This is a genomic window from Amycolatopsis thermalba (genome assembly GCF_003385215.1).
In the GTDB taxonomy this organism is placed as follows: domain Bacteria; phylum Actinomycetota; class Actinomycetes; order Mycobacteriales; family Pseudonocardiaceae; genus Amycolatopsis_E; species Amycolatopsis_E thermalba.
Map to the genome: position 1 here is coordinate 1 of NZ_PQHW01000066.1, position 23149 is coordinate 23149.

Annotated in this window: 28 protein-coding genes, 1 tRNA gene and 1 pseudogene; 16 read left to right on the forward strand and 14 right to left on the reverse strand. The window is 70.4% G+C overall.

The genetic code is table 11. From position 1 onward, the window contains the following. The first annotated feature begins 137 nt into the window (after positions 1 to 137). Positions 138 to 479 (forward strand): hypothetical protein, encoded by a 342-nt coding sequence (locus D0D15_RS23470; RefSeq protein ID WP_233157336.1) that lies wholly within the window; start codon positions 138 to 140, stop codon positions 477 to 479. Positions 480 to 534: 55 nt separating this feature from the next. Then, positions 535 to 1074, forward strand: coding sequence for a DUF305 domain-containing protein (locus D0D15_RS23475; protein WP_094006399.1), 540 nt, complete (start codon positions 535 to 537; stop codon positions 1072 to 1074). Between the two features lie 39 nt (positions 1075 to 1113). On the opposite strand, the gene D0D15_RS23480 is transcribed toward D0D15_RS23475, so the two are convergent. The 4 genes from D0D15_RS23480 to D0D15_RS23495 form a co-directional block, all read right to left on the reverse strand. Further along, entirely contained in the window at positions 1114 to 1377 is a 264-nt protein-coding gene (locus D0D15_RS23480) for a DUF3040 domain-containing protein (protein ID WP_094006398.1), read from the reverse strand. A gap of 274 nt (positions 1378 to 1651) precedes the next feature. Next, positions 1652 to 2872, reverse strand: coding sequence for an MFS transporter (locus tag D0D15_RS23485; RefSeq protein WP_115944740.1), 1221 nt, complete (start codon positions 2870 to 2872; stop codon positions 1652 to 1654). Positions 2873 to 3103: 231 nt separating this feature from the next. Beyond that, a complete protein-coding gene (locus D0D15_RS23490) occupies positions 3104 to 3856 on the reverse strand; it encodes a ZIP family metal transporter (RefSeq protein WP_094006447.1) in 753 nt (250 codons plus the stop codon). 134 nt (positions 3857 to 3990) lie between these two features. After that, positions 3991 to 4191: a MerR family transcriptional regulator gene (locus D0D15_RS23495; RefSeq protein WP_233157335.1), complete on the reverse strand. Its 201-nt coding sequence runs from the start codon at positions 4189 to 4191 to the stop codon at positions 3991 to 3993. A gap of 470 nt (positions 4192 to 4661) precedes the next feature. Here D0D15_RS23495 and D0D15_RS23505 point away from each other — a divergent pair. Then, positions 4662 to 4841: pseudogene (locus tag D0D15_RS23505) on the forward strand (helix-turn-helix domain-containing protein); the annotation flags it as partial. A 141-nt stretch (positions 4842 to 4982) separates the two neighbouring features. Further along, positions 4983 to 5360 carry a hypothetical protein gene (locus D0D15_RS23510; protein WP_094006394.1) on the forward strand — a complete coding sequence of 126 codons (378 nt, stop codon included), beginning with the start codon at positions 4983 to 4985 and terminating at the stop codon, positions 5358 to 5360. On the opposite strand, the gene D0D15_RS23515 is transcribed toward D0D15_RS23510, so the two are convergent. Beyond that, the gene (locus tag D0D15_RS23515; protein ID WP_094006393.1) at positions 5361 to 6122 is read right to left on the reverse strand and encodes a GntR family transcriptional regulator; all 762 of its coding nucleotides are present in this window, start codon (positions 6120 to 6122) and stop codon (positions 5361 to 5363) included. It lies immediately after the preceding gene. 92 nt (positions 6123 to 6214) lie between these two features. Further along, positions 6215 to 6421, reverse strand: coding sequence for a helix-turn-helix domain-containing protein (locus tag D0D15_RS23520; RefSeq protein ID WP_094006392.1), 207 nt, complete (start codon positions 6419 to 6421; stop codon positions 6215 to 6217). 62 nt (positions 6422 to 6483) lie between these two features. Here D0D15_RS23520 and D0D15_RS36045 point away from each other — a divergent pair, with 62 nt between their 5' ends. Then, positions 6484 to 6642 (forward strand): hypothetical protein, encoded by a 159-nt coding sequence (locus tag D0D15_RS36045; RefSeq protein ID WP_158224446.1) that lies wholly within the window; start codon positions 6484 to 6486, stop codon positions 6640 to 6642. A gap of 78 nt (positions 6643 to 6720) precedes the next feature. Here the strand turns inward: D0D15_RS36045 and D0D15_RS23525 are convergent. Then, positions 6721 to 6793, reverse strand: a tRNA-Lys gene (locus tag D0D15_RS23525). Positions 6794 to 6904: 111 nt separating this feature from the next. Between D0D15_RS23525 and D0D15_RS23530 the strand changes: the two genes are divergently transcribed. After that, positions 6905 to 7243, forward strand: coding sequence for a P-II family nitrogen regulator (locus D0D15_RS23530; protein ID WP_094006391.1), 339 nt, complete (start codon positions 6905 to 6907; stop codon positions 7241 to 7243). Here the strand turns inward: D0D15_RS23530 and D0D15_RS23535 are convergent. From D0D15_RS23535 to D0D15_RS23545, 3 genes are all read right to left on the reverse strand, one after another. Then, entirely contained in the window at positions 7240 to 7647 is a 408-nt protein-coding gene (locus D0D15_RS23535) for a hypothetical protein (RefSeq protein WP_094006446.1), read from the reverse strand. The two genes, D0D15_RS23530 and D0D15_RS23535, sit on opposite strands and share 4 nt — an antisense overlap. Continuing rightward, on the reverse strand, positions 7640 to 8005 hold the full coding sequence (locus tag D0D15_RS23540) for a hypothetical protein (protein ID WP_094006390.1): 366 nt from the start codon (positions 8003 to 8005) through the stop codon (positions 7640 to 7642). The genes D0D15_RS23535 and D0D15_RS23540 overlap by 8 nt, the downstream gene beginning before the upstream one ends. Positions 8006 to 8463: 458 nt before the next feature. After that, positions 8464 to 8871 carry an acyl-CoA thioesterase gene (locus tag D0D15_RS23545; RefSeq protein ID WP_094006389.1) on the reverse strand — a complete coding sequence of 136 codons (408 nt, stop codon included), beginning with the start codon at positions 8869 to 8871 and terminating at the stop codon, positions 8464 to 8466. 132 nt (positions 8872 to 9003) lie between these two features. Between D0D15_RS23545 and D0D15_RS23550 the strand changes: the two genes are divergently transcribed. From D0D15_RS23550 to D0D15_RS23570, 5 genes are all read left to right on the forward strand, one after another. Then, positions 9004 to 10635, forward strand: coding sequence for a thiamine pyrophosphate-dependent enzyme (locus tag D0D15_RS23550; protein ID WP_094006445.1), 1632 nt, complete (start codon positions 9004 to 9006; stop codon positions 10633 to 10635). Positions 10636 to 10817: 182 nt separating this feature from the next. Continuing rightward, entirely contained in the window at positions 10818 to 11021 is a 204-nt protein-coding gene (locus tag D0D15_RS23555; protein ID WP_094006388.1) for a cold-shock protein, read from the forward strand. Between the two features lie 161 nt (positions 11022 to 11182). Beyond that, positions 11183 to 12574, forward strand: a complete 1392-nt coding sequence (locus tag D0D15_RS23560; RefSeq protein ID WP_233157333.1) for a hypothetical protein — start codon at positions 11183 to 11185, stop codon at positions 12572 to 12574. Then, positions 12574 to 13530, forward strand: a complete 957-nt coding sequence (locus D0D15_RS23565) for a glutamate ABC transporter substrate-binding protein (RefSeq protein WP_094006386.1) — start codon at positions 12574 to 12576, stop codon at positions 13528 to 13530. The genes D0D15_RS23560 and D0D15_RS23565 overlap by 1 nt, the downstream gene beginning before the upstream one ends. 13 nt (positions 13531 to 13543) lie before the next feature. Continuing rightward, positions 13544 to 16042: a serine/threonine-protein kinase gene (locus tag D0D15_RS23570; RefSeq protein ID WP_094006385.1), complete on the forward strand. Its 2499-nt coding sequence runs from the start codon at positions 13544 to 13546 to the stop codon at positions 16040 to 16042. A 96-nt stretch (positions 16043 to 16138) separates the two neighbouring features. Here D0D15_RS23570 and D0D15_RS23575 read toward each other — a convergent pair whose 3' ends face one another. After that, complete coding sequence (locus D0D15_RS23575) at positions 16139 to 16624, reverse strand: PaaI family thioesterase (protein WP_094006384.1); 486 nt, start codon at positions 16622 to 16624, stop codon at positions 16139 to 16141. 257 nt (positions 16625 to 16881) lie between these two features. Between D0D15_RS23575 and D0D15_RS23580 the strand changes: the two genes are divergently transcribed. Then, positions 16882 to 18243 (forward strand): MFS transporter, encoded by a 1362-nt coding sequence (locus tag D0D15_RS23580; protein ID WP_094006383.1) that lies wholly within the window; start codon positions 16882 to 16884, stop codon positions 18241 to 18243. Between the two features lie 50 nt (positions 18244 to 18293). Here the strand turns inward: D0D15_RS23580 and D0D15_RS36050 are convergent, their stop codons facing one another. Continuing rightward, on the reverse strand, positions 18294 to 18566 hold the full coding sequence (locus D0D15_RS36050; RefSeq protein WP_143266210.1) for a hypothetical protein: 273 nt from the start codon (positions 18564 to 18566) through the stop codon (positions 18294 to 18296). A 52-nt stretch (positions 18567 to 18618) separates the two neighbouring features. On the opposite strand from D0D15_RS36050, the gene D0D15_RS36390 reads away from it, so the two are divergent. Then, a complete protein-coding gene (locus D0D15_RS36390) occupies positions 18619 to 18783 on the forward strand; it encodes a hypothetical protein (protein ID WP_167481545.1) in 165 nt (54 codons plus the stop codon). A 381-nt stretch (positions 18784 to 19164) separates the two neighbouring features. Here the strand turns inward: D0D15_RS36390 and D0D15_RS23585 are convergent, their stop codons facing one another. After that, positions 19165 to 20367, reverse strand: coding sequence for a L,D-transpeptidase (locus D0D15_RS23585; RefSeq protein WP_094006382.1), 1203 nt, complete (start codon positions 20365 to 20367; stop codon positions 19165 to 19167). A 369-nt stretch (positions 20368 to 20736) separates the two neighbouring features. Between D0D15_RS23585 and D0D15_RS23590 the strand changes: the two genes are divergently transcribed. Continuing rightward, on the forward strand, positions 20737 to 20940 hold the full coding sequence (locus D0D15_RS23590) for a cold-shock protein (protein WP_094006381.1): 204 nt from the start codon (positions 20737 to 20739) through the stop codon (positions 20938 to 20940). A 66-nt stretch (positions 20941 to 21006) separates the two neighbouring features. Here the strand turns inward: D0D15_RS23590 and D0D15_RS23595 are convergent, their stop codons facing one another. Continuing rightward, on the reverse strand, positions 21007 to 21441 hold the full coding sequence (locus D0D15_RS23595; RefSeq protein WP_094006380.1) for a hypothetical protein: 435 nt from the start codon (positions 21439 to 21441) through the stop codon (positions 21007 to 21009). Between the two features lie 442 nt (positions 21442 to 21883). Between D0D15_RS23595 and D0D15_RS23600 the strand changes: the two genes are divergently transcribed. Together D0D15_RS23600 and D0D15_RS23605 are read left to right on the forward strand one after the other, a co-directional pair. Then, positions 21884 to 22120, forward strand: coding sequence for a hypothetical protein (locus tag D0D15_RS23600; protein ID WP_020418281.1), 237 nt, complete (start codon positions 21884 to 21886; stop codon positions 22118 to 22120). 178 nt (positions 22121 to 22298) lie between these two features. Then, positions 22299 to 23033 carry an SCO6745 family protein gene (locus D0D15_RS23605; RefSeq protein WP_167481546.1) on the forward strand — a complete coding sequence of 245 codons (735 nt, stop codon included), beginning with the start codon at positions 22299 to 22301 and terminating at the stop codon, positions 23031 to 23033. Positions 23034 to 23149 lie beyond the last annotated feature (116 nt).

Below are 23149 nucleotides of genomic sequence, written 5' to 3' on the forward strand. Positions count from 1 at the left end.
TCCCGGTCCCGAGCCCATCCCGCCCGGGCCGGGTCCCGAACCGGTGCCGCCGCCCCCGCCCGAACCGCCGGTACCGCCGACGCCACCGGAGCCACCGATGCCGCCGCCGGATCCACCGCTGTCGATATCCTGACCGCGTGACGGTGACCGGCTGGCGACGAGTGGTGCTGCTGTGCCTGCTCGCGTTCGGCCTGGTCGGCATGCACCACGTCGCCGGGATCGAGCACCCGCACAGCCCGGCGGTGACCGTGGTCGCCCACGCCGGGCAGCCCCACGGCGACCACGGCGTGACGCACGACGCGTTCCACCTGTGCCTGGCTGTGCTGCTGGCCGGGGTCCTGCTCGGCCTGTGGATGCTGCTGCGTGCCGCGCCGGCCCCGCCGCTGGTGCGCCGTCCCGCCGGTCGTCCCCGCTCGCGGGCGCCGGACCGGCCGTCCGGTCGCGCGGTGCTCGCCGGCCTCTGTGTGCTGCGGCTGTGATCGGCGCTCGCCCGCCGAATTCGCAGTAGCAAACACACGAGAGGTTCCTCTTCCCATGCGCAAGATCATGGGCGGCCTGCTGCTGGCCGCCACCCTGCTCACCGGTTGCGGCGCCGAGCCGCACGAATCGCACGGCGCGGCCACCGAACAGGCCGGTCACAACCAGGCCGACGTGGAGTTCGCCCGGATGATGATCCCGCACCACGAGGGTGCGCTCGAGATGGCGAAGCTGGCGCCGGGGCGCAGCACCGACCAGCGCGTGCTCGACCTCGCCGCCCGCATCGAGCGGGCGCAGGACCCGGAGATCCGGCAGATGCGCGACTGGCTCACCCGGTGGGGCGCGGCTGCCGCACCGATGGACCACTCGATGCCGGGCGCGATGAGCCACGACGACATGGCGATGCTCGAGCACGCCACCGGCGCCGAGTTCGACCAGCGGTTCCTGCGGATGATGATCGAGCACCACGAGGGCGCGGTCGAAATGGCGCGGACCGAGCTGGCGCAGGGCACCAACGCCGACGCGAAGGCGCTGGCCCAGCGGATCATCGACACGCAGCAGGCCGAGATCACCGAGATGCGGGCGATGCTGCCCTAGCTCGCGGCGGCGGGGCGGGCCCGGCGCCCGCCCCGCCCGTCACGGCCGGATGGCGCCGATCCGCAGGCACACGCCCGTCGTCAGGCTCAGGATGCCGACGAACAGCAGGAACACGTGGGCGGCGACCGCGCCCAGCCCGATGAGCACCCCGCCGAGCACCATCAGCGTGACGCACAGGAGCCGGCGGGACAGGCCCAGGTGGTGGAAGCGGCCTTCACGCAGTGCTCTGGTCAGCTCGGGATCGCTGACCTCGAACCACTGCTCGATCGCCCTGAGCTGCTGCTGCTCGTTCCGGCTCAACATGCTGCCGCCCCTGGGTCGCCGTTGACTGGTCTGCTCCGGCGGATACCCGCATCAGCGCAGGTCAATCCGGGTTGACCCACCCGTGCTACGGCCGCCGCACCACCCGGTGAACCGACGAGCCGGCACCGGTTGTCCGCCTTGACCAGTGGCGTGGTCGCGCGCGAGCCCGGCCGCCAGTCCGGAAAGATCCACAGTGGACCGGTGTGAGCCGGTGGTGGTCCCGCGGTCGATCAGCCGCAGCGGCGGCTTGGACTCGACGCCGGTCGCCTGCCCGTCACGCCACCGACGGAGCGAGCACGGGTTCGACGACCTGCCGGCGTGCCCGCTGCAGCGCGAGCGTCGCCACACCGGTGGCCGCGAGGGTGACCACGCCCGCGACCAGCAGTGCCTCGCTCGCGCCGAACCGCTCACACATCCAGCCGAGCAGCGGGGCACCGGTGGCGCCCGCGGCCGCGGCGACCGCGCCGTCGATCGAGAGCACGCGGCCGCGCATGTCCTCGGCCGAGTCGAGCTGCAGGCGGGTGCTCTTGGCGGTGTCGATCAGGACCGCGCCGGCCGCGATGGGCAGGATCACGGCGCCGAACCCGAGCATCCCGGGCAGGAAGCCGCTGACGGTCTGCAGGACGCTCGTCACCGCGGCGGCGCCGAGCAGGAGCGGGAGGGTGAGCTCCCGCACGCGAGCCGCGATCACGCCACCGATCACCGTGCCGACGGCGAACACGGACGACAGCAGACCGTAGCCGGCGGCACCCGAGTTCAGCGGTCCCTGCGCCATGGCGGCCATGGTGACCTGGTAGTTCCGGCCCAGGCCGGACAGCACGAAACCGAGCGTGAACAGGACGATCAGCACGTGGCTGCGGCGCACGTAGGCCAGGCCCGCGCGCTCCGCGGCGAGTTCGGCCGTGGCGACGGCGAGCGGGTGCAGCTCGGCCGTGCGGATCACGAGGACCGTGACGATCACGGCGATGAAACTGGCCGCGTTGAGCGCGAAGAGGAGCGCGTCGCCGACCGCGGCGGCGAGCACGCCGGCCAGGCTCATGCCGAGGACGCGTCCGGCGGAGTTGATGATGGAGCCGAGCGCGAGGGCGTTGCCCAGGTCGTGGCGGGGGACGACCTGCCCGGCGAAGCGGCCCAGCGCGGGGGATTCGAACGCGCCGACCATCCCGGCGACGGCGGTGAGGCCGTAGATGCCGGCCAGCGGCATGTCCTGCCACACCAGGACGGCCAGCAGCAGCGCGATCACCAGATGGGTGGTCTGGCCGGCGAGGATGATGCGCCGGGGCGGGAACCGGTCGGCGATCGCGCCCGCCCAGGGGCCGACGAGGAGCGCCGGGAGGGTCGAGAGCAGGACCGACAGACCGACCGAGGTGGCCGAGCCGGTGCGGGCCATCACGACCCAGTTGAGGCCGAGCACCTGCATCCAGGTACCGGTCACCGACACGAAGTCGGCGGTCGCCCACAGGCGGTAGTTGTGGTTTCCGAGCGCGCGGATCATCGGCGGCAGTTGTCGCCGCAAGGTCTTTCCTTCCGAAGTGCCGGGGCGGTCCCGAACGGGTCCCGGCGGTGGGACGTGCGTCAGGCCCGGGCAGGTCGGCGCCCGGGCCTGGATTTCCCGGGCAGGCGCCCAGGAGCGCGCTCCACGCTACCGGCGGGTTCGCCGGCTGTCCTTGTGTCGATGGCGACAGTGGGCGCTGCTAACACTTCGCCACTGTGGCGAGGGCCGCAGTCAGCCCAGCCGCTCCAGGGCGAACGCGGTCAGGAACCCGGCCGCCGTGATCAGGCCGGTCACCAGCTGGGCCTCCTCGAACGCCTCCGGCACCATGGTGTCCGCGATCATCGCGAGGATCGCGCCCGCCGCCACCGCCGTGATCACCGCGATCGTCTCCGGCGCGGCTCCGCCGAGCACGAGGTTCCCCAGCAACGCGGCGACCCCGCTGGCCAGGGCGATCCCGCCCCACACCCCGAACACGTACCGCGCGCCGCGGCCCGCCTGCTTCATCCCGGCGGCGCTCGACAGCCCCTCCGGCACGTTCGAGATGAACACCGCCGCCAGCACCGACACCCCGATCCCGCCGCCGCCGAGCAGCGACAACCCCAGCACGACCGACTCCGGCACCCCGTCCAGCAGCGCGCCGATCGCGATCGCGCTGCCGCTGCCCTGCACGTCGGACTCCGACGGCTGCCGGTCGTGCGACCGCTTCCGGTGCCGCGCGCCGCGCCGCGCCAGCCCGGCGTTCGCCAGCACGTACGCCACGGCGCCGCCGAGGAACCCGATCGCCGTCGGCAGCAGGCCGCCGGTGCGTTCGGCCTCGTCCATCAGGTCGAACGCGAGCGCCGAGATCAGCACCCCGGCCCCGAAGGCCATGATCCAGGCGACCACGCGCGACGGCACGCGCACGAACCACGCCACCGCCGCGCCGATCACCAGCGCCGCACCGCCGACCAGGCCCCACACCCCGGCCTCGAGCCACTCCGGCATCCGCATCCCCTCCGCACACTCGTCCGGCACGGTCATCGTCCCGTGCCCGGTCGCGTCGTGCTCGGTTCCGCCACTCGGCCGAGGCTGAGAAAGCGCTTACTTCGCCGTGCGCCAGATCGTCCTATCCGGACCGGTCAGGGCTCGTCCGTGCGCCGTTCCCGCAGCGCGTCGAGCTGTTTGCGCACGTCTTCGACGTCCCAGCGGTACTGGCCGCCGGGGGTGATGAGCGCCGGCCGGATCCAGCCGCGTTCGGCGTAACGGCTGATCGACCGCCGAGACAGGCCCAGCTCGGCCGCGAGTTCACCCGAGCCCACCGTGCGTCGGCGTGCAGTCATGATCGTCACCGTATTGGGTGACATGCGGGGTGCGCGCGGCCCATGGCCCTCTTGACCCGCATAGCCCCGTTGTCCTTGTTGACCCAGTTGGGTTATTGAGGTCCTCGCGGGGAAGCGAAACCATCGGTTCGAGCCCGCCCGCCGACTCCCATGTCCCGGGCAGGTCCCGGGCGGGCTCCCATATCCTCGCGGGTGTGCGCTTCCCGGCCTCGTAACAGGCGTTTCGGCTCGTCCGACTGCACGACATGGTGAGCCGCCGCGTCTTCCGGCGCCTGCGGTGTCCCGGGTGTGGCCGGACGCGCCGGGAAATGCGCGTGTTCGGCACACCGCGGCACGACGAGTCCGGGAACGTCAAGCCGCGCCGGCAGGTGCGCCGCGAACTCGACGCGCAAGCGGACGCCTGGCGCCCAGAGCCCCGCTGCGACCGGTGCCGCTAGTTTTGGAGCAGCCGCTCCGTTACGGTTCCGGTCGTGCCCCGGCCCCGCGTGCACGACCTCGACCGGCTGCTCGACACCGCCGAGCACCTGGCCGCCGAGGACGGCGCGGTGTCCGTCCGCAGCCTCGCGGCGGCCGCCGGGGTGTCGAACGGCGCGATCTACCACGCGTTCGGCTCGATCAACGCGCTGCTCGGCCGGGTGTGGCTGCGCGCGGACCGGGACCACCATGATCGCCGTGACCATCGCACCTGCATCCTTCCCGCGCGCACTTGACCGGCTGGTAACGGTTAGAACCCGACTCGTCCGATAGCCCTCCTGACAACCGACAGGAGTGAGCAATCCCCGAAGCGGCTGGTGTGGCCTTGGGTATTCCTCGCCGTCGTCATCACGGCCTCGGCGCTGGCGGTCGTCATCACGCTCATGGTCACCTCCGGCGAAGAGGACCGCGGCCCGACGACATTCACAGTCACAGGGACCTTCACTCTGAAGGACGGAGTCACCGGCTATGCGCCCGACGGAGGCGACACGGTTTACACCAGTTCCGGTTCCGTCGCAGCGATCGGGCAGCTCGGACCAGGACGGCACGGGCCGAGCGTGTCCTGCCAGTTCGACATCGTCATACCGAATGTCCCAACCGGCCAGGGCCCGTACCAGATCGAGGTCAGCCATCGGGGCAAGATCGGCTTCAGCGAGCAAGAGGCCAACAGGGTCGCGATCTCACTCGGGAATTGATTACTCGGCTTCCCACTCGTAGACGAGGCGGTATCGGTCCGCAGCCATGATGATGTCGTTCATCTCCAGGGCGACGCCGTCGGTGCGGAAGGCCAGGCGGGTCACGGTGAGCACCGGCGTGCCAGGTGGCAGCTCGAGCTGGGTGCGCTCCTCGTCCGTCGGCATTCGCGCGCCGACGTCTTCCATGAATTGGCTGATGACGTGGCCGGCCTCTTCGAGCCGGGCGTAGGCGCCGCCCTTGCCGGTGTCGACCTCTTCGAGCACGGTCCCGCGCGTGAACTCCCGCGGCAACCGGCTCACCGCAAGCTGCACGATCAAGCCGTTCGCGCGCATGACGCGGTCTCGCACGGTGACCTCGTCGCCCTCTGCGATGCCGAGCAGTTCCGCAGCGCGGGCATCCGCGGGCTCGAACCGGATCCGCACACTGGTACTCGGCGTGAAGCCCTGGCGCGCGGCGTCGGCTAGGAAGGCGCCTTCGTTCCGGGCGCGCGCGGCTCGGGACAGGCGAGACCGGGCGAGTCGAGTGACGCTGGCCGGCGGGCGGACGAACACCCCAACACCATGCTTGATCGTCACCAAGCCGTCGGCGGCGAGCAGCCGCATGGCCTCGCGCACTGTCCGGCGGGAGACGTCGTACTGCTCGACGAGCTGGGTCTCACTGGGCAGCTTCGAGCCAGGTTCGTACTCGCCGCCGCCGATCTTCTCCCGCAGCGCGTGTGCGATCTGCCGGTAGACGGCTACTCCGTTGGACGGATCGACCATCGCTGAATTCTCCCAGTTGTCTGCTCGTGCTGACCACTGCCTACCTCTGTGTCACCCTCGACACGTGTACTCATCTCTACAAGTACACGAGTCTACGAGTCGTCGGAGGGGGCCTCGTGGTCCCGTCGCAGCTTGGCGATCTGCGCACGCACGTCCTGCAGGTCCCACCGGTAGTGCCCGCCCAGCGTCGTTTCCGTCGGTTTCAGCAGGCCGAGCTTGACGTACCGCGTCAGCGTCCGCGCAGAGATCCCCAGGACCTCGGCCACCTCCGGAGTCCGCAACAGCCGACGCTTGATCATCACCCGGCCACTGTCCCGCTTGACTCGATTGGCTGGACGTTTGGCGCAAGACGGTAGCGACCGTGCTCGACGATGCGGGTCTGACGACCACTCAGATCGCCGACCAGCTCGGCAACACGCCGCGGGTGGTGGAGAAGCACTACCGGGCCAAGCGGGTCAGCAACGAACATGCCGTGGCTGCCTTGGAGTCGATGTTCGGCACCGATGATGAGGAGGAATGAAAGTGTGCAGTTTTCGTGCAGTCCGGGTTCCTGGGGTCCGAAATGAAAAATCCCCCAGGCCGTTGACTGGGGGAAGAGTGGGGCGCCTGGGGCTCGAACCCAGAACCTACGGATTAAAAGTCCGCAGCTCTACCAATTGAGCTAACGCCCCGTGAGGTCAGCTTAGCGACCATCGCCCGCCAGTCCGGTCCGGGGTGGTGCCCGTGTCGCCGGCGTAGGGCGCTTCTAGTGTGGCCGGACGCCCGGGAAGAAGGAGCACCGAGTGAAGCTGCTGACCGCTGTCGTGCGGCCGTTCGTTCTCGATGGTGTTCGGCAGGCTCTCGAGCAGCTCGCGGTTCTCGGCATGACCGTGACCGAGGTGCAGGGCTACGGCCGCCAGAAGGGGCACCGCGAGGTCTACCGCGGCGCCGAGTACCAGGTCGACTTCGTGCAGAAGCTCCGCGTCGAGGTGTTGCTCGACGACGAGCTCGTGGAACGGGCACTCGACGCGGTCGTCCAGGCGTGCCGGACCGGGCGGATCGGTGACGGCAAGGTGTGGGTGACCCCCGTCGACACCGTCGTGCGCGTTCGCACCGGCGAGCGCGGGCCGGACGCCATCTAGCGGCGCGCGGTCCGCCGCAGCCAGAGCAGGCCGATCACCGGCAGCACCAGCGGGATGAACAGGTACCCCTCGCCGTAACCCGACCACACCGTGGCATCCGGGAAGGCCTCCTGGTCGAACACGCTGAGCGTCCCGACCACCAGGACCCCGAGCAGCTCGATCCCGATCGCCGCCACCGCCAGGCGGAACGACAGCTCCCCGCGGCGCGCCAGTGCGACCGTCGCCACGATGTAGATCACCGCGGCCAGCGCGGACAGCGTGTAGGCCAGCGGCGCCTCGTGCCACTTCGTCGAGATCTGCACCGCCGCGCGCGACGTCGCGGCCAGCGCGAAGATCCCGTACACCGCCACCAGGATCCGGCCCGGCCCCGTCGCCACCGTCCGCCGCTCCGAACGCTCAGCCATGCCCGGCACTCCAAATCTGGTGGATCCGCTCGACCATCACCGGGATCGCCAGGCACGCGACACCCAGGATGACCGTGCTCGACCGGCTCCGCTCGGCCAGCGCCCACGCCGCCCCGGCCGGCAGGATCACCAGCGAACCGACGAGGTAGGCCAGGTAGGTCACCATGCTCCCGGGCCGGTCACCACCGATCAACAGCACGATCCCGACCACCAGCTGCGCGATGATCAGGACCTCGACCACCCCGAGCGCCACCAGCAGCGCGCGCCCCGGCTCCCGGCCCCGCGCGGCGGAGACGAAGGCCCACACGGCGACCAGCGCGGCGCTCACCGCGACGGCCACGCCGAACCCAGTGATCACCGATCCTCACCCACCGTCGAACACCACTTCCGACCGCAGCTTAGCCGCGTGGCGCGCACCACCGGCCGCCAGGAGCAGCGGCGACGGAAAATAACCGACCGGTTCCGCGGCCACCCGGATGGCCGTACCGCGCCCGATCCGCCGATGACGCGATGACCTGTGCAGAGGGGCCCGGACCCGGACATCGTGTGGCGAACGGGTGGTGGAAAGCCCACGGGCCTCACTGTCGGTGAACCCGAAACCCCCGCCACGCCGCCGGTTCGGCGGTGCGACGTGCCGCCGCCCGCGAGCACCATGAACGAGGGGCAGTGCTACCGAACCGAGGGGGATCGGGTGATCTTCCAGTTGAACTGGCGTGGAAACCCGGAGCGGATACTGACGACGATCTTCGCGCAGGCGACCGACCGGATGCCGGGCCTGCGGCCACCGGGCCGCTGCCGGCTGCGCGCCTGCCCGTGTCAGGCCAGCGCCTCCAGCGACTCCCGCAGCTTCCCCTCGACCGGCACGGGCCGCCGCGTCTCGCGGTCGACGAACACGTGCACGAAATGACCCTCGGCGACCGGTTCGCCCCGATCCTCGCGGAAGATCCCGATCTCGTACCGCACGCTGCTGCGCCCGAGGTGCGCGACCCGCAGGCCGATCGACAGCACCTCGGGGAACGCCACCGACGCGTGGTAGTTGCAGTGCGATTCCACGCACAGCCCGATCACGCCGCCGTCGTGGATGTCCAGCCCGCCGCGCTCGATGAGGTAGGTGTTGATGACCGTGTCCATCAGGGCGTAGTGGACGACGTTGTTGACGTGCCCGTACACGTCGTTGTCCTTCCAGCGGGTGGGCACCTGCTGCCAATGCGGGTACGAGGTCACGGGCGGCAGCTTAAGGCCTCTACTCTGGGGTGATCGTTCACTCGTAGGGAATCTCAAGATCACTTGACCGGAGTAGCGCCGCGCTGGGAACCTCTTCCCATCGGGTACCAAGAGGGATGGACCGTTGCCGAGATCACGGTCCGCGTGCTGGTCGACGCCGGGGTCCGGCGTGCCTACACCGTGGCCGGGAACTCGTTCCTCGAACTCCTCGACGCCCTCCGGTTCGAACCGCTGATGGCGTTGGTCACAGCGCGCCAGCACGCGGGCGCGGCGTTCATGGCCGAGGCCGAGGGCAAGCTGCGCGAGGTCCCGGCGCTGCTGCTCGGCGGCCCCGGTCCGGGTATCGCGGACTTCCTGGTCGCCGTCCGCTCGGCCCACCAGGACGGCTCGCCGATGGTCGTGCTGGTCGAGGAGCGCGCGAGCGTCCAGCTGGGCGGCCCCGGCATCCAGGACGACGTCGCCCAGCTGGACCCGCTGACGCTGTTCGGCCCGTTCGCGAAGTGGACCGGCCGCGCCGAGACGGCCGCCCAGGTGCCGGTGCTCGCCGCGCGGGCGGCCCGCGCCGCCCGGGACGGGCGCCGGGGGCCGGCGATCCTGGCGGTGCCGGCCGACTTCTGGGTCGCGCCCTTCGACGGCGTCATCCCGGAGCCCGAGCCGCGCCTGGACGACACCGGCGCGGTGCTGCGGTCCGCGCACGAGGTCGCCGCCCTGCTGGCCGACTCGCGCTACCCGGTGGTGATCGCCGGCGGCATCGGGCGCACCGCGCGCAAGGACCTGATCGCCGCCGCCGAGCAGCTCGGCCTGTCCGTCTACACCGCGTTCCGCCGTCAGGACAGCTTCCCGGAGAACCACGCGCGCTACGCCGGTCACCTGGGCGTCGGCATCCCGCCCGGGCAGCTCGACGCGCTGGAGCGGGCGGACGTGGTGCTCGCCATCGGCACCCGGCTGGACGAGGTGACCACGCAGAACAACCGGTACCCGCTGTCCGCGCAGACACTGGTGGTGATCGGCCCCGGCCTGCCCGCCACCCACCGGCGCGGCCTGACGTTCCGGATCGACTGTGAGGCCGGTCCCTTCCTGCGGCAGCTGGTGGCGGTCGGCGTCGCCCGGTCGCGGCGCAGCTCGGCGGCCAACGCGGCCACCCACACCCACATGACCCCGCCGCGCACCAGCCCGGACAACCCGCTGGTCCACCCGGCCGACGTGGTCCGGGTGCTGCGCAAGGTCGCGCCCGAGGACACCGTGGTGACCGCGGACTCGGACTCCACCGCCCGGTTCGTGCACCGGTACTGGTGCTTCACCGAGCCGCACACCCAGGTGGAGCCGCCGGACGGGGTGCGCGGCTACGCCGTCCCGGCCGCGCTCGGCGCGAAGCTGGCCGCCCCGAAGCGCACGGTCGTGGCCGTGATCTCGGACGCCGCGGCGATGATGACCGGGCAGGAGCTGGAGACCGCGGTGCGCTACCGCGCGCCGATCCTCGTCGTGGTGTTCCAGAACGGCCTGTACGCCGACATCGCCATGCACCAGGCGGCCAAGCACGGTCGCTTGAACGGTGTGTCACTCACGGCGGTGGACTTCGCGGCGTGGGCCCGCTCGTTCGGCGCGGCCGGTTACACGATCGAATCGCCCGAGCAGCTGGAGCCCACCTTCACCCGGGCGCTGCAGCACCAGCGCCCGAGCGTCGTCGACGTGCGGACCGATCCGGACGTGATCGATCCGGACACCAGGCTGTCCGCGCTGTTCCAGCGGTCACGCAAGAGCTAGCGCTTCCGCCGGATCTGTGATCTACTGGTGGAGGTCTTCGAAGATTTTGTGTTCGTGTTCAGGCACGCTCGCAAGATTTGGCGGGCGTAGTGGTTCCCCACTCGGGGAGGCAAACCGATCCGTCATCGACCCGGTGCATCGAACCGGTGTGCCGTTTGTTTGCAGTATATGGAGATTTTTGCATGGCTCAGGGCACCGTGAAGTGGTTCAACTCCGAGAAGGGGTTCGGCTTCATCACTCCCGACGAGGGCGGCGGCGACGTCTTCGTCCACTACTCGGAGATCCAGGGTCGCGGCTTCCGCACCCTGGAGGAGAACCAGCGGGTTGAGTTCGAGATCGGCCAGGGCCAGAAGGGTCCGCAGGCCACCGGCGTCAACGTCCTCTGATTCGACTTCGAACGGCAGCCCCCGTCTCCTCGTGAGGCGGGGGCTGCCGTCGTTTTCCCACCTTCGACAACAGTGTTCACAATCCCGCCGACCTCGGTCCGGAAGATCGTGCCGTCCGGTACCTTCATGCGCGTGTGGTTCGAGGGCGAGGGGTGGAACCGATGACTGCTACCGCGACGCGGCCTGCCGTGCCCGGTGGCCCGGGCGGTGGAGTGCCGGAACCCGCCGCGTCCCCGAACGCCCCGCGCGGTGGCCTGGCCGGCCTGTTCGACCTGCCCGGCGCCGCGGTCCGCGGCATCGCGCGCTCGGCCCGCACCACACCGGGCCGGCTGACGGTGATCGCGGTCGGGCTCGTCGTGCTGGCGCTGGTCACCGGGGTGGTCGCGACGATCACCCTGCAGGACCGCAAGAACACGATCAACGACCTCATCGACCACCGCGAGCCGCTGGCCGCGGCTTCGCAGGAGGTGTACCGGTCGCTGTCGGACGCCGACGCGACCGCGGCGAGCGCGTTCCTCGCGATCGGCGTCGAACCGCCGTCGCTGCGCCAGCGCTACGACACCGCGATCGCGCGCGCCGGGGTCGCGCTGGCCAAGGCCGCGTCCGACTCGGCCGGCGTGCCGGAGGCCGCCGCGCAGGTCGAGATCCTGACCCGCCAGCTGCCCGTCTACACCGGCCTGGTCGAGACCGCCCGCGCCAACAAGCGGCAGGGCTTCCCGGTCGGCTCGTCCTACCTGCTCGAGGCCTCCAGCCTCATGCGCACCACGATCCTGCCCGCCGCCCAGGACCTGTACCGGATCGACACCGACCGGCTGGCCGAGGAGCAGGACGACGCGAGCGGCTTCCCGTGGGCCACCACGCTCCTGGTGCTCGCGCTGCTCGCGGCGCTGATCGCGACCCAGGTCTACCTGACCCGCAAGACCAACCGGGTGCTGAACATCGGGCTGGTCCTGGCGACCGGGGCCACCGTGCTCGCGCTGCTGTGGGGTGCGACGGCGGTCACCGTGCAGAGCGTGCTGGTCAGCAGCGGCGACTCCGAGGGCAGCCACCAGGTCGACGTGCTGGTCCGCGCCCGCATCGCGGCGCTGCAGGCCCGCGCGAACGAGATGCTGACCCTGGTCGCGCGCGGTGACGGCGGCACCTACGAACAGGAGTTCAACACGCTCGCCCCGCAGGTGACCGGCCTGCTGAACGAGGCGCGCGGGTTCGCCACCGGGGACATGGCCCGCGAGGTGCAGGGCGCGGCGGACAGCGCCGAGCGGTGGCTGAACACGCACCAGGAGATCCGCGCCAAGGACGTCGACGGCGCCTACTCCGACGCCGTGAAGCTCGCGGTCGACTCGTCGGTCCAGGGCGGCGCGGCGACGACCTTCGCCAACCTCGACGACGCGCTGGTCGCCGCGATCGGGCACGGCAGGCAGGCGTTCCTCGACGACACCCGGGGCGGCGACCGCGCGCTGACGCTGCTCGCGCCCGGCTTCGCGGTGCTCGCCGTGGTCGCCGCGGCGGGCGCCACCATGGGGATCAGGGACAGGCTGAGGGAGTACCGCTGATGGCTCGGGGGAAGGTGGCCGCGCTCGTGGCGGCCGTCGCGTTGCTGGCCGCCGGTTGCGGCAGCGCCGGGACGCCGGCCGACCCGGCGCCGGTGGGTGACGTGCAGGCGCCGATGCCGGCCGGGGTCGGCGGCGGCGATCCGGGGCGCGGCAACGGGGCGGACAACAACTGCGACACCCGCAGCCTCTCGCCGAGCGGGTCGATCCCGTCCGGGTCGACGATGGACAAGATCCGCGACCGCGGCCGCCTGATCGCCGGGGTGGACCAGACCAACTTCCTGTTCGGCTTCCTCAACCCCTCCAGCGGCAACCTGGAGGGCTTCGACATCGAGATCGTCAAGCAGATCGCCGCGTCGATCTTCGGCCGGTGGGAGGGCCACATCCAGTGGGTGGCCATCCCGTCGTCGGCGCGGGAGGACGTGCTGAAGGATCGCCAGGTCGACATCGTCGTGCGGACCTACAGCATCACCTGCACGCGGATGAAGGACGTGGCGTTCTCCGCGCCCTACTACCAGGCCGGGCAGGCGGTGCTGGCGGCGAAGAACTCGGGGATCCGCGGCCTGCCGGACCTCGGCGGCAAGCGGGTGTGCGCGGCGAAGAACTCGACTTCGCTGTCCACGATCAGCACCGCGCCGTCGCGCCCGATCCCGGTGTCGGTGAACAACTGGTCGGACTGCCTGGTGCTGATCCAGCAGGGCCAGGTCGACGCGATCTCCACCGATGACGTGATCCTCGCCGGCATGGCGCGGCAGGACCCCAACCTGGAGGTCGTCGGCGAGCCGTTCACGCGCGAGTACTACGGCGTCGGCATCCCGCTGGGGCAGGACGACATGGTCCGGTTCGTCAACGCCGTGCTGGAGAACGTCCGCAACGGCGGTGCCTGGCAGAACACGTACCGGTACTGGATCGAGCCGGCGCTCGGACCGGGTTCGCCGCCGTCCGTGTCCTACCGCTGAGGGGGTGTCCACAGTGTCCGAAGAGGAACGTCGTCCGCGTCACGCACGCCCGGACGACCGGCCGATCACCGGTTCGCTCGCCGACGAGCCCGGCACCGGCTGGAGCAGGCCGGCCGACGAGCTGAGCGGCTCCCGGCCGACGCCGATCGGCGAACCGGTGCCCTCGGCCGCCGAAACGCAGATCATCGAGCCGGTCCGCCCGCCCGCGGAACCCGTGCAACCGGACGACGTGCAGCTCACCAGCGTGCTCGCCTCGCCCGCCCCGATGACCGAGATGATCCGGCCACCCGCGCCGCGGCCCGAGCCGAGCGGTCCCGGTGTGCTGCCGGACCCGGGCACGGACAGCGTGCTCCCCGAGCGGTCCAGCGGTCACACCGGGTCGGGCAGCCAGCCCGGCACCGGGCCGGGCACCGGAACCGGCGCTTTCCCGGGTACTTCCCGGCGGACCGGGCGGCGGACGCGCCGCGGCCGTCTCGGCGCGGGCCTGGTCGAGGTCCCGCCGGTGCCCTACCGCGATCCGGCGTCGGCGGTGCTGAAAAACCCGGTGGTGTCGGAGGAGAAGCGGTACTGCGGCAACTGCTCCGCCAAGGTCGGCCGCGGCTCGGCCGGGCCGGAGGGCGTGTGCGAGAAGTGCGGCACCGCCTACTCGTTCCTGCCCACGCTGCAGCCGGGCGACCTGGTCGGCGGGCAGTACGAGGTGCTCGGCGCGATCGCCTACGGCGGTCTCGGCTGGATCTACCTCGCCAAGGACCGCAACGTCAACGATCGCTGGGTCGTCCTCAAAGGACTGATCGACACCGGGGATCCGACGGCGGTCGCGGCGGCGGTGAACGAGACCCGGTTCCTGGCCGAGGTCGAGCACCCGAACATCGTCAAGATCTACAACTTCGTGCAGCACCCGGACGCGCGCACCGGGCACGCCATCGGCTACATCGTGATGGAGTACATCGGCGGTCAGTCGTTGCGCCAGCTCGCGCTGGCCCACCAGCGCGCCGCCGGCCGTCCGGAGCCGCTGCCGATCGCGCAGGTCATCGCCTACGGCCTGGAGATCCTGCCCGCGCTGGGGTACCTGCACAGCCAGGGGCTGCTGTACTGCGACCTCAAGCCGGACAACGTGATCCAGACCCACGAGCAGCTCAAGCTGATCGACATGGGCGCGGTGCGGCGGATCGACGACTACACCAGCCCGCTGTTCTTCACCACCGGCTACAGCGCGCCGGAACTGACCACGCACGGCGCGTCGATCGCGTCGGACCTCTACACCGTGGGCCGCACGCTGGCCGTGCTGAGCTTCGAGTTCAACGGCTACACCACGAAGTACAAGGCCGGGCTGCCCACGCCGGACGAGATCCCGCTGTTCAAGCTGTTCGGCTCGTACTACCGGTTCCTCAAGCGCGCCACGCACCCCGATCCGGACCGCCGGTTCCTCTCCGCCGAGGAGATGGCCGACCAGCTCGCCGGGGTGCTGCGCGAGATCATCTCGATGGGCACCGGGAAACCGCGTCCCGCGGTGTCCACTGTGTTCGGTCCGGAGACCAACGCCTTCGGGGTGGACCTGGTGGTGCCCGAGGCCGGCTGGACGGTGCCGCTGCCGGACGCCGTCGAGGTGGTGTCCGGCCTGCCGATCCCGCAGGTCGACACCGACGACCCGGCGGCCGGTGTGCTGGCGACGACGACGGCCGTGGACCCGCGGTCGGCGATCGACGCGCTGGCCGGCGCGCCGCCGGACTCGATCGAGGTGCGGCTGCGGATCGTCCGCGCGCGCATCGAGCTGGGCGAGCTGGCCGAGGCGAGCCGTCAGCTGCAGGCCGCGCAGTACCTGGCGATCCGGGCCGGGTACCCGCACGACTGGCGGATCGACTGGCACCGCGGGCTCATCGAGCTGGCCGGCGGGCGGCCGCGCGTGGCGAACGTCGCGTTCGAGACCGTGTACGACGACCTGCCCGGTGAGATCGCGCCGAAGCTCGCGCTCGCGGTGAGCGCGGAGGGTATCGGTGACTACTTCACCGCGGCCCGGTTGTACGAGCAGGTGTGGCGCACCGACCGGACGTACGTGAGCGCGGCGTTCGGGCTGGCGCGCGTGTACCTGGCGCAGGGTGCGCGGGCGGGTGCGATCGAGGTGCTGGAGTCGGTGCCGTCGGCGTCGACGCACTACGTCGCGGCGCAGGTGGCGGCCATTAAGATCAAGACGCGGGCGAGCGGGCCGAACACGTCGGTGAGCGAGGCGGACCTGGTGGACGCGGGCGCGAAGCTGGAGCACCTGCGCCTGGACGCGGAACGGCGGACGCGGATCTCGGCGGAGGTGCTGGAGGCGGCGTTCACCTACGTGCAGGGCGCGCCACCCGGCTACCGCACGGCGGCGAAGGTGCTGGGCTGCGAACTGTCCGAACGCGACGTCCGCTTCGGACTGGAACGCTGCTACCGCACACTGGCGCGGCTGGCACACACGCCGGGCGAGCGCATCGAGCTGGTCGACCGCGCGAACTCGGTGCGCCCCCGCACGCTCACCTGACACAGGCGGCACGCGCCGGCGGACCCGCCGCCTCGCGCGACGGGTTTGCTGCTCGTCGCGCCGTGTTCGCCCCTTCGCGCGCCGCGCCGGGGAGTGTCAGGGGTTGATGTCCCAGTCCTCCGCGCGGCGGGTCGGCTGCTGCGTGAACTTCTTCAGCGCCTCGGGATCGCCGTGTGTGGTGAAGTGCTCGAGTCCGACCTGGACGAACAGTCCGCGCGCCCGCACCGCGACCGGGCCGTCCGCCGAGTCGAGGTGTCCGTCCGCGCTCGCGTAGATCTTGCGGCCCGCCACACCGTCCACACGCGCGGCGATGAACAGCGTGGTGCCGACCGGAACCGGGCGCAGGAAGTCGGTTTCCAGCTTGCCGGTCACCGCGGGACGACGCAGCAGGTTGCCGACCGTCGAGCCGAGTGCCTCGTCGAAGGCGCACGCCAGCAGCCCGCCGTGGGCGAGCCCGGGCGCGCCCTGGTGCGCGCGCGTCACCGGGAACCGCGAGTACACGATGCCGGCATCGCCGACCGTGGAGTGCATGTGCAGTCCGTTGTCGACCTCACCACACCCGAAGCACTCCGCGTAGTGCATCTCGAGTTTCGTGCCCGGCCCGGGGGCCTTGGGGTGGATCTCCGGCTGTTCGGTCTGGACCGGAGGCCAGGGAGTCGCAGGTCGGCGCTTGTCGCTCACATCGGACACGGTAACCGGTTCTACCGGGAAAACGCCCGGCCACCCCGGGTTCGGAGAGACAAAAACCACGACAGGAGAGAAAATCACTACCCGATGGCACTAAGGTCGCAACCTTGACCGCGCTGGTACGAAACGGTTTGAGGAGGTCGGGGCGAAAGATGGCGAACACAGCGCAGGCACCCGAGGTCGACGAGAAGACGGTCAGACGAGCCGTCATCGCTTCGGCGATGGGTAACGCCACAGAGTGGTACGACTACGGGGTGTTCACCTCGGGTGCGATTGCCGCCAGCATCGGCACCGTGTTCTTTCCCGGCGAGGGGAACGCGATTCTGAAATCGCTGGCGCTGGTGGCGATCGGGTTCGTGGTTAGGCCGTTCGGCGGAGCGTTCTTCGGCCCATTGGGCGACAAGATCGGGCGTCAGCGCGTGTTGGCGATCACGATTCTGCTGATGTCCGGCTGCACGTTCCTGGTCGGCTGCCTGCCGACGTACTCGGGCGAGTACGCGATCGGTATCGGCGCGCCGATCCTGATCCTGTTGCTCCGGTTGATCCAGGGGTTCTCGACCGGCGGTGAGTACGGCGGCGCGGCGACGTTCATCGCCGAGTACGCGCCGACCCGCAAGCGCGGGTTCTGGGGCAGCTTCCTGGAGATGGGCACGCTGGCCGGTTACGTGCTGGGCAACGTGGTCGTGCTGACGGTGACGCTGTCGTTCACCGCGGACCAGGTGGACAGCTGGGCGTGGCGCATCCCGTTCTGGGTGGCGCTTCCGCTCGGCGTCATCGGTCTGTACCTGCGGAACAAGCTCGAGGACACGCCGGAGTTCCGGCGTCTGGAGGCCGCGGGCGAGAAGGCGGAGAAGGCGCCGCTGAAGGAGACCCTGTCCCGCAACTGGCGCATGATCATGAACCTGATCGGGATCGTGCTGCTGCTCAACATCGCCGACTACATGTTGCTGACGACGATGCCGACGTACTTCACGGACACGTTGAAGATCAGCGACAACACGGCGACGGTGATCATCATCATCGTGGAGCTGATCCAGATCGCGTTGATCGCGCCGATCGGCGCGCTCTCCGACCGGGTCGGCCGAAAACCGATGCTGCTGACCGCGGCGATCGGGTTCCTCGTGCTGAGTTACCCGTCGATCAAGCTGATGCAGAGCGGGAGCACGGTGCTGCTGTTCCTCGGGTTCCTCATCGTGGCGCTGCTGCTGGTGCTGATGCTCGCGGTGATCGGGTCGACGTTCCCGGCGATGTTCCCGACCCGCGTGCGCTACGGCGCCTTCGCGATCGGCTACAACGTCTCGACGTCGATCTTCGGTGGTACCTGCGGTGTCGTCGTGACCGCGCTGATCCACGGCACCGGCAACCAGGACTGGCCGGCGTTCTACCTGATGATCGCCGCGGCGATCGCGCTGATCCCGATCATGCGGATCCCGGAGACGGCGCGGGTCCCGATGGACCACATCAACGAAGAGGGTGTGACCGCGCCGCCCGCGCCCAAGGCCGCGACGAACTGACGGTCGGCGGAAGGGTGAGGGCCGGGTCCCGGTTGGGGCCCGGCCCTCGCTCACTCGGTGACCTCGGCAGCGTCGCCCGCGGCACGAGGAGCGAAGTGACGCCGTGCGTACGTGGTCAGGGCCGATGCCACCGCAACCGCCAAGCCGGCTTCCACCAGCAGAGCAGCGAACACCATTGCTTCCTCCTCGTGAGTATTCGGGCGCGGTCGTTCACCGCGCCGTGTGACAGGGATGTGGCCGGGGATGATCCCCGTGTTACTCATCGCCACGGAGTTGGTGAGCATTTCACCGACAGACCCCCGTTGAGGGGTGATCTCGGCCACGGCAGAATGAACCGTGGCAGAACCGGAATCGTCCCGAGGAGGCGGCTGCGGGATGGGCGAGCAACGTCGGCCCGGAGCGGGTGAAGCGGCGCGGCTGCTGCTGGACGACATGACGCAGCAGATGGTCGCGGTACCACCGCTGCTCGACACCCCGGAACGCGACGAGGCCCCACTGGCGCCCGCGCCGCCCCCGGCCCTGGACGGCCACGCGCTCTAGCTGAGCGCGGTGCTCGACCCGGTGTTTTCCGGGGGGTGCGGGACCGGCCGATCCGGTTCGACGGTCCCGAGCGCGAGGATCAGACCACCCGCCGCGCGGCTGCCCGCGCCGCCACCGGCCCTAGGACGGCCACGCGCTAGCTGCGCTCGGTGCTCCACCCGGTGTTTTCCGGGGTGGGGTTCCGCAGATGCTGCTACTTCCTCGCGCGCCCTCGCCCCGTCACGCGGCCCGGGACGGGCCGATCCGGTTGGCCGGTCCCCGAGCGCACCGATCAGATCGCCCGCCACGCGGCTGCCCGCGTCGCCGGCGACCTGGAGTCGTCACCCCGGAAAACAGTGAAGGCCACCCCCGAACCGGGAGTGGCCTTCACGCCTTTCCAGATCAGCCGGCGAGGGCGGACAGCCTCGTCCAGTCCGCCCACGAGTAGGTCCAGTCCGAGTAGTCGCCGTCCTTCGCGGACAGAGTCTGCGTGCTGCCGGTGATCTCGACCGGGTCGCCGACCAGCGCGCCGTCGTAGTACTCCTTCGCCCGCGCCGGCGACAGGTTCAGGCAGCCGTGCGAGACGTTCTGCTTGCCCTGCGCCCACATCGACGACGCCAGGCCGTGGATGAACTCCCCGTTGTTGGAGATCCGCACCGCCCACGGCACGTTCACGTCGTAGTAGTCGTAGCGCGGGTTGCTCATCGAGTAGGTCGCGTGCTTGGACATCACGACGTGGACCCCGCTGTGCGTGACCCGGCCCGGGTCGGAGTCCAGCCCGTAGCTCACCGGGTAGTCGGCGATCTGCACGCCGTCGCGGATCACCTGCATCCGGTGGGTCCGGGTGTCGCCCTTGACGATCTGCGACCGGCCGATCGAGAACGCGGCCGTGACGTCCTGCTTGCCGTAGGTGCCTTCGCCGATCTTCAGGCCGTAGAGGTTCGCGGCGACCTTGACCTGCGTGTTCGGCTGCCAGTACTCCTTCGGCCGCCAGTGCACGCTGGTGTCGGACACCCAGGCCCACGAGCCCTCGGTCTTCGGCGTGGTCTCGACGGTCAGGGCACGCTCGACCGCGGCCTTGTCGGCGATTTTGGAGCTGAAGGTCAGCGCGATCGGCATCGCGATGCCGTAGACCTGGTTGTCGCCGACGTTCAGGCTGCCCGACAGCTGCTTGCGCGGGCTGACGGTGGTGAACGAGCCGGTGATGGTGGCCTGCTTGCCGTCCGCGCCCAGCGCGGTGCCCGACCACGTGTACTTCTTGCCGTAGCCGAGCGGTTCGGTGATCGTCCAGCTGCGCTTGTCGGCGCCCAGCCGGCCGGCGACCTGCTTGCCGTCCGGGTTGGTGAGCGTGACCGACTGCAGCTCACCGTCCGTCACCGTCACCTGCGCGGCGTCCGCGGGCGCCACGTCGGTGGCCCCGTCGGCCGGCTGCACGGCGAGCTTGGCCGGCCCCGCCGAGGTCTGCTGCGCCTCGGCGGACGCGGCCTGCCCGCCCCCGGTGGTGCCCGGCGAGCCGTCGCCGCTGCACGCGCTCACGGCCAGCAGCGCGGCCAGTCCGAGCCCGATCAGTGCCAGCGGCTTGCGCCGCTTGTGGAGTCCTGTCACCTTCTGAAGCCCCTTCTCCCCTGTCGCCAGACAGACGCGTGTGTGTAGGTGATCGTTGACGCTCAGGAGTGTGACTCCCGTCACTATCGAGGGATCCCGGTGTCGGAACGCCACGGTCGGGCGCTAGTTGATCAGCCTATCGAGTGGGTCCGATAGTGATCGGGTGACGGGCTCTAGGCCATTTCGGTGACTGAGTCAATGGGGTCCGAAAACGCGCTGATCCGGGTAGGCTGCGGCGCAGGCCGTTGTTTTGCGTGGTCGTGGCTACACACTCGCGGAACTTTCGACGCGAGCCTGGAGCCGCAGCGCTCGTCGCTCACCCGTCGAAACCGTCCGGGCGGCCCGGGTTATTGACGAGGAGCAACAGCGGTGGCGCAAGGCACTGTGAAGTGGTTCAACGCCGAGAAGGGCTTCGGCTTCATCGCCCAGGACAACGGCGAGGGCGATGTCTTCGTGCACTACTCGGAGATCGAGGGCCGCGGGTTCCGCACCCTCGAGGAGAACCAGCGCGTGGAGTTCGAGATCGGCCAGGGGCAGAAGGGGCCGCAGGCCCAGAAGGTGCGCGTCATCTGACGCTCACCGGTCCGCAACGTCCCGTCCCCGGCGGATTTTCCGCCGGGGACGGTTTTTTCTCCGTCGTCAGACCTGGCCGGCGCGCGGCCGGTCCCAGTTCTGGTCGAAGTGGTGCTGGTCGGTGTCGGCGACGCCGGTGTGGTCGGCGAACTGGCGGCGCTCCTGCGAGGCGGCCTGCGCCTCCCACGCGAGGCGCTCCAGGACCCACTCGCGGGCCAGGGCCTGCGGCGACGTGCCGCGCTCGGCGGCGATGTCCTTGAGCTGGGAGCTGGCGATCAGGTTCATGCGCAGCTGGTAGACCTGCGCTTCGCCGAAGCGCTTGCCGGTCCCGGTGCTTTCCGGACCGGTCTCCGGCGCGAGGGCGGCCAGGTAGCTGGTCAGCTCGTGGTCCTCGACGTCGCTCTGCGCTTCCTTGTCCGGCGAGTTCCGGTGCTTGCCCGGGTTGACCGGCTTCAGGTTGGTCCGGGTGTTGTTCCGGCGTCCGAGAGAGGGAAGAGGCACCCGGCCACGATAACGGTTCGGTCTCGAGACGGCCCTCATTGTGGTGCAGGACACACCGGTTCTTCCGGTTTCGCTGGGACATCCGGGGGGTGCGTGCACCCACATGTCGCAGTGACGAATGCGAGCCGGAAAGAGTCCCGGAAATGGAGGGGCCCCCGCGCCAGGGGGAGGAACGCGGGGGCCGGAGGGGATCTCCACAGGCGCTGACCGGGGGTGTGTCAGCAAGTCGATTGTTACACGACGCGGCCCGGTGACGCGAGTGCTGCGCGGGAAAAATTGCCCCGAACCGTCACCGCCTCGTCGTCTGCGGTTCATCTGCCGCGGCGCGGAATGGGGACGTTGCGTATTCGCAGGTTCACTCTGCGGGGGGCTGCGTCGCCGACGTTCCGCTCGCTAGCCTCGCGGCGAAGTTGTTGGCGCGACAGTCCTTTCGGGAGGAGCTATGAGCGGGTCTGTGGAAGTTCGGCAGTTCCTCCTTCGATACGAAGGCGGCGATCCGGCCGGTGTCCCCACGCAGCGTTCGGGGCAGGCCGACGCGCCCCGCGTGTCGGACGACCAGGTGCGACGGGCTCGGTTGGCCGTGGCCGCCGGCGCGATCGACGCGCAGGACTGCGCCCAGTTGCTGGACATGCTCGGGCTGGTGCCGGACGAGGAAGGCGTGAACCCGGTCCAGCGATGAATTCCCGCTCAGGGGTGCACCCCCTGGCAGCACCCCTGAGCGGCCCCAGACCCGGAAAGATACCGGCGTTGTCCGGTCCGGGGCAAACAATTTCCACCCAGTTGCTTCGCTGTCGGTGAAATTGCCGTCACGGCTTCCGCTGCGTGTATCATAACAGCGTTACGAATGGAGGCAGGCAGTGGAGATCGCGAAGGAGATCCGTCCCGCGGTGCAGAAGTGGGGCGGGGCGTTCATGACGTCGCCGGAGCTGGCCGAGGTGGAGCGCGAGGCCGGGCTCGGGCGGCGGGCGTTGTACTTCCGCGGCCGGTCCGCGGTGCTGGGTGATCCGTCACCGGCGGTGGTCGCCGAGCTGTTCGGGATCTTCCCGCGGTGGGTGGTGGACGCCGTCCTGCCGCGGGCGACCGAGCGGTTGGGCGCGGACGCGGCGGTCTCGGCGTACACGGAGGCGTTGTACCGGTGGTCGAAGGCGCACCTGCGCGAGTCGCCGCTGGCCGCGTTGCTGCCCCGCTTGGTGGAGGCCGCGGACGCGAGCGGCTTGGCGCTGTTCGCGGGGTGGCAGCAGGTCGAGTGGCCGTCGGATCCGGTCGCCCGGGTCGGCCACGGCCTGATGCTGCTGCGCGAGTACCGGGGCGGGCTGCACTTCGCGGCGCTGCGGGCGGTGGGGCTGACGGTGCCGGAGGCGGTGGTGGCCGACCCGGAGGGCGGACGCGCGCGCCTGCTGCGGACGGCGTGGTCCCCGGAGGCGGCCGACGAGCTGATCGCCCGCGCCCGTCGTCGCCCGGATCTGGAAGCGCGCTGGCGGCGAGCGGAGTCGCTGACCGATGAGCGGATGGCGGAGCTGCTGGAGGTGCTGCCGGAGCCGGAGCTCGGCGAGCTGGTGCGCTCGCTGGCCGCGGTCGGTCGCGAAGAGTGACCGGGCCAGCCGGGCCGGGTCCTCGCGTGTTTGCGCAGTTCAGGGGTGGTTTTCGGGGTTAAGGGATACCCGGTGGAAGGGCGGGTTCGGGGTGCCCTATGCTTGTAATCGCTCCC

Coding starts and splice junctions, on each gene's coding strand:
- D0D15_RS23475 (WP_094006399.1), top strand. CDS start 535: ATGCGCAAGATCATGGGCGGCCTGCTGCTGGCCGCCACCCTGCTCACC.
- D0D15_RS23480 (WP_094006398.1), bottom strand. CDS start 1,377: ATGTTGAGCCGGAACGAGCAGCAGCAGCTCAGGGCGATCGAGCAGTGG.
- D0D15_RS23485 (WP_115944740.1), bottom strand. CDS start 2,872: ATGATCCGCGCGCTCGGAAACCACAACTACCGCCTGTGGGCGACCGCC.
- D0D15_RS23490 (WP_094006447.1), bottom strand. CDS start 3,856: ATGCCGGAGTGGCTCGAGGCCGGGGTGTGGGGCCTGGTCGGCGGTGCG.
- D0D15_RS23495 (WP_233157335.1), bottom strand. CDS start 4,191: ATGACTGCACGCCGACGCACGGTGGGCTCGGGTGAACTCGCGGCCGAG.
- D0D15_RS23515 (WP_094006393.1), bottom strand. CDS start 6,122: ATGGTCGATCCGTCCAACGGAGTAGCCGTCTACCGGCAGATCGCACAC.
- D0D15_RS23520 (WP_094006392.1), bottom strand. CDS start 6,421: ATGATCAAGCGTCGGCTGTTGCGGACTCCGGAGGTGGCCGAGGTCCTG.
- D0D15_RS23535 (WP_094006446.1), bottom strand. CDS start 7,647: ATGGCTGAGCGTTCGGAGCGGCGGACGGTGGCGACGGGGCCGGGCCGG.
- D0D15_RS23555 (WP_094006388.1), top strand. CDS start 10,818: ATGGCTCAGGGCACCGTGAAGTGGTTCAACTCCGAGAAGGGGTTCGGC.
- D0D15_RS23560 (WP_233157333.1), top strand. CDS start 11,183: ATGACTGCTACCGCGACGCGGCCTGCCGTGCCCGGTGGCCCGGGCGGT.
- D0D15_RS23565 (WP_094006386.1), top strand. CDS start 12,574: ATGGCTCGGGGGAAGGTGGCCGCGCTCGTGGCGGCCGTCGCGTTGCTG.
- D0D15_RS23575 (WP_094006384.1), bottom strand. CDS start 16,624: ATGCACTACGCGGAGTGCTTCGGGTGTGGTGAGGTCGACAACGGACTG.
- D0D15_RS23580 (WP_094006383.1), top strand. CDS start 16,882: ATGGCGAACACAGCGCAGGCACCCGAGGTCGACGAGAAGACGGTCAGA.
- D0D15_RS36390 (WP_167481545.1), top strand. CDS start 18,619: ATGGGCGAGCAACGTCGGCCCGGAGCGGGTGAAGCGGCGCGGCTGCTG.
- D0D15_RS23600 (WP_020418281.1), top strand. CDS start 21,884: ATGAGCGGGTCTGTGGAAGTTCGGCAGTTCCTCCTTCGATACGAAGGC.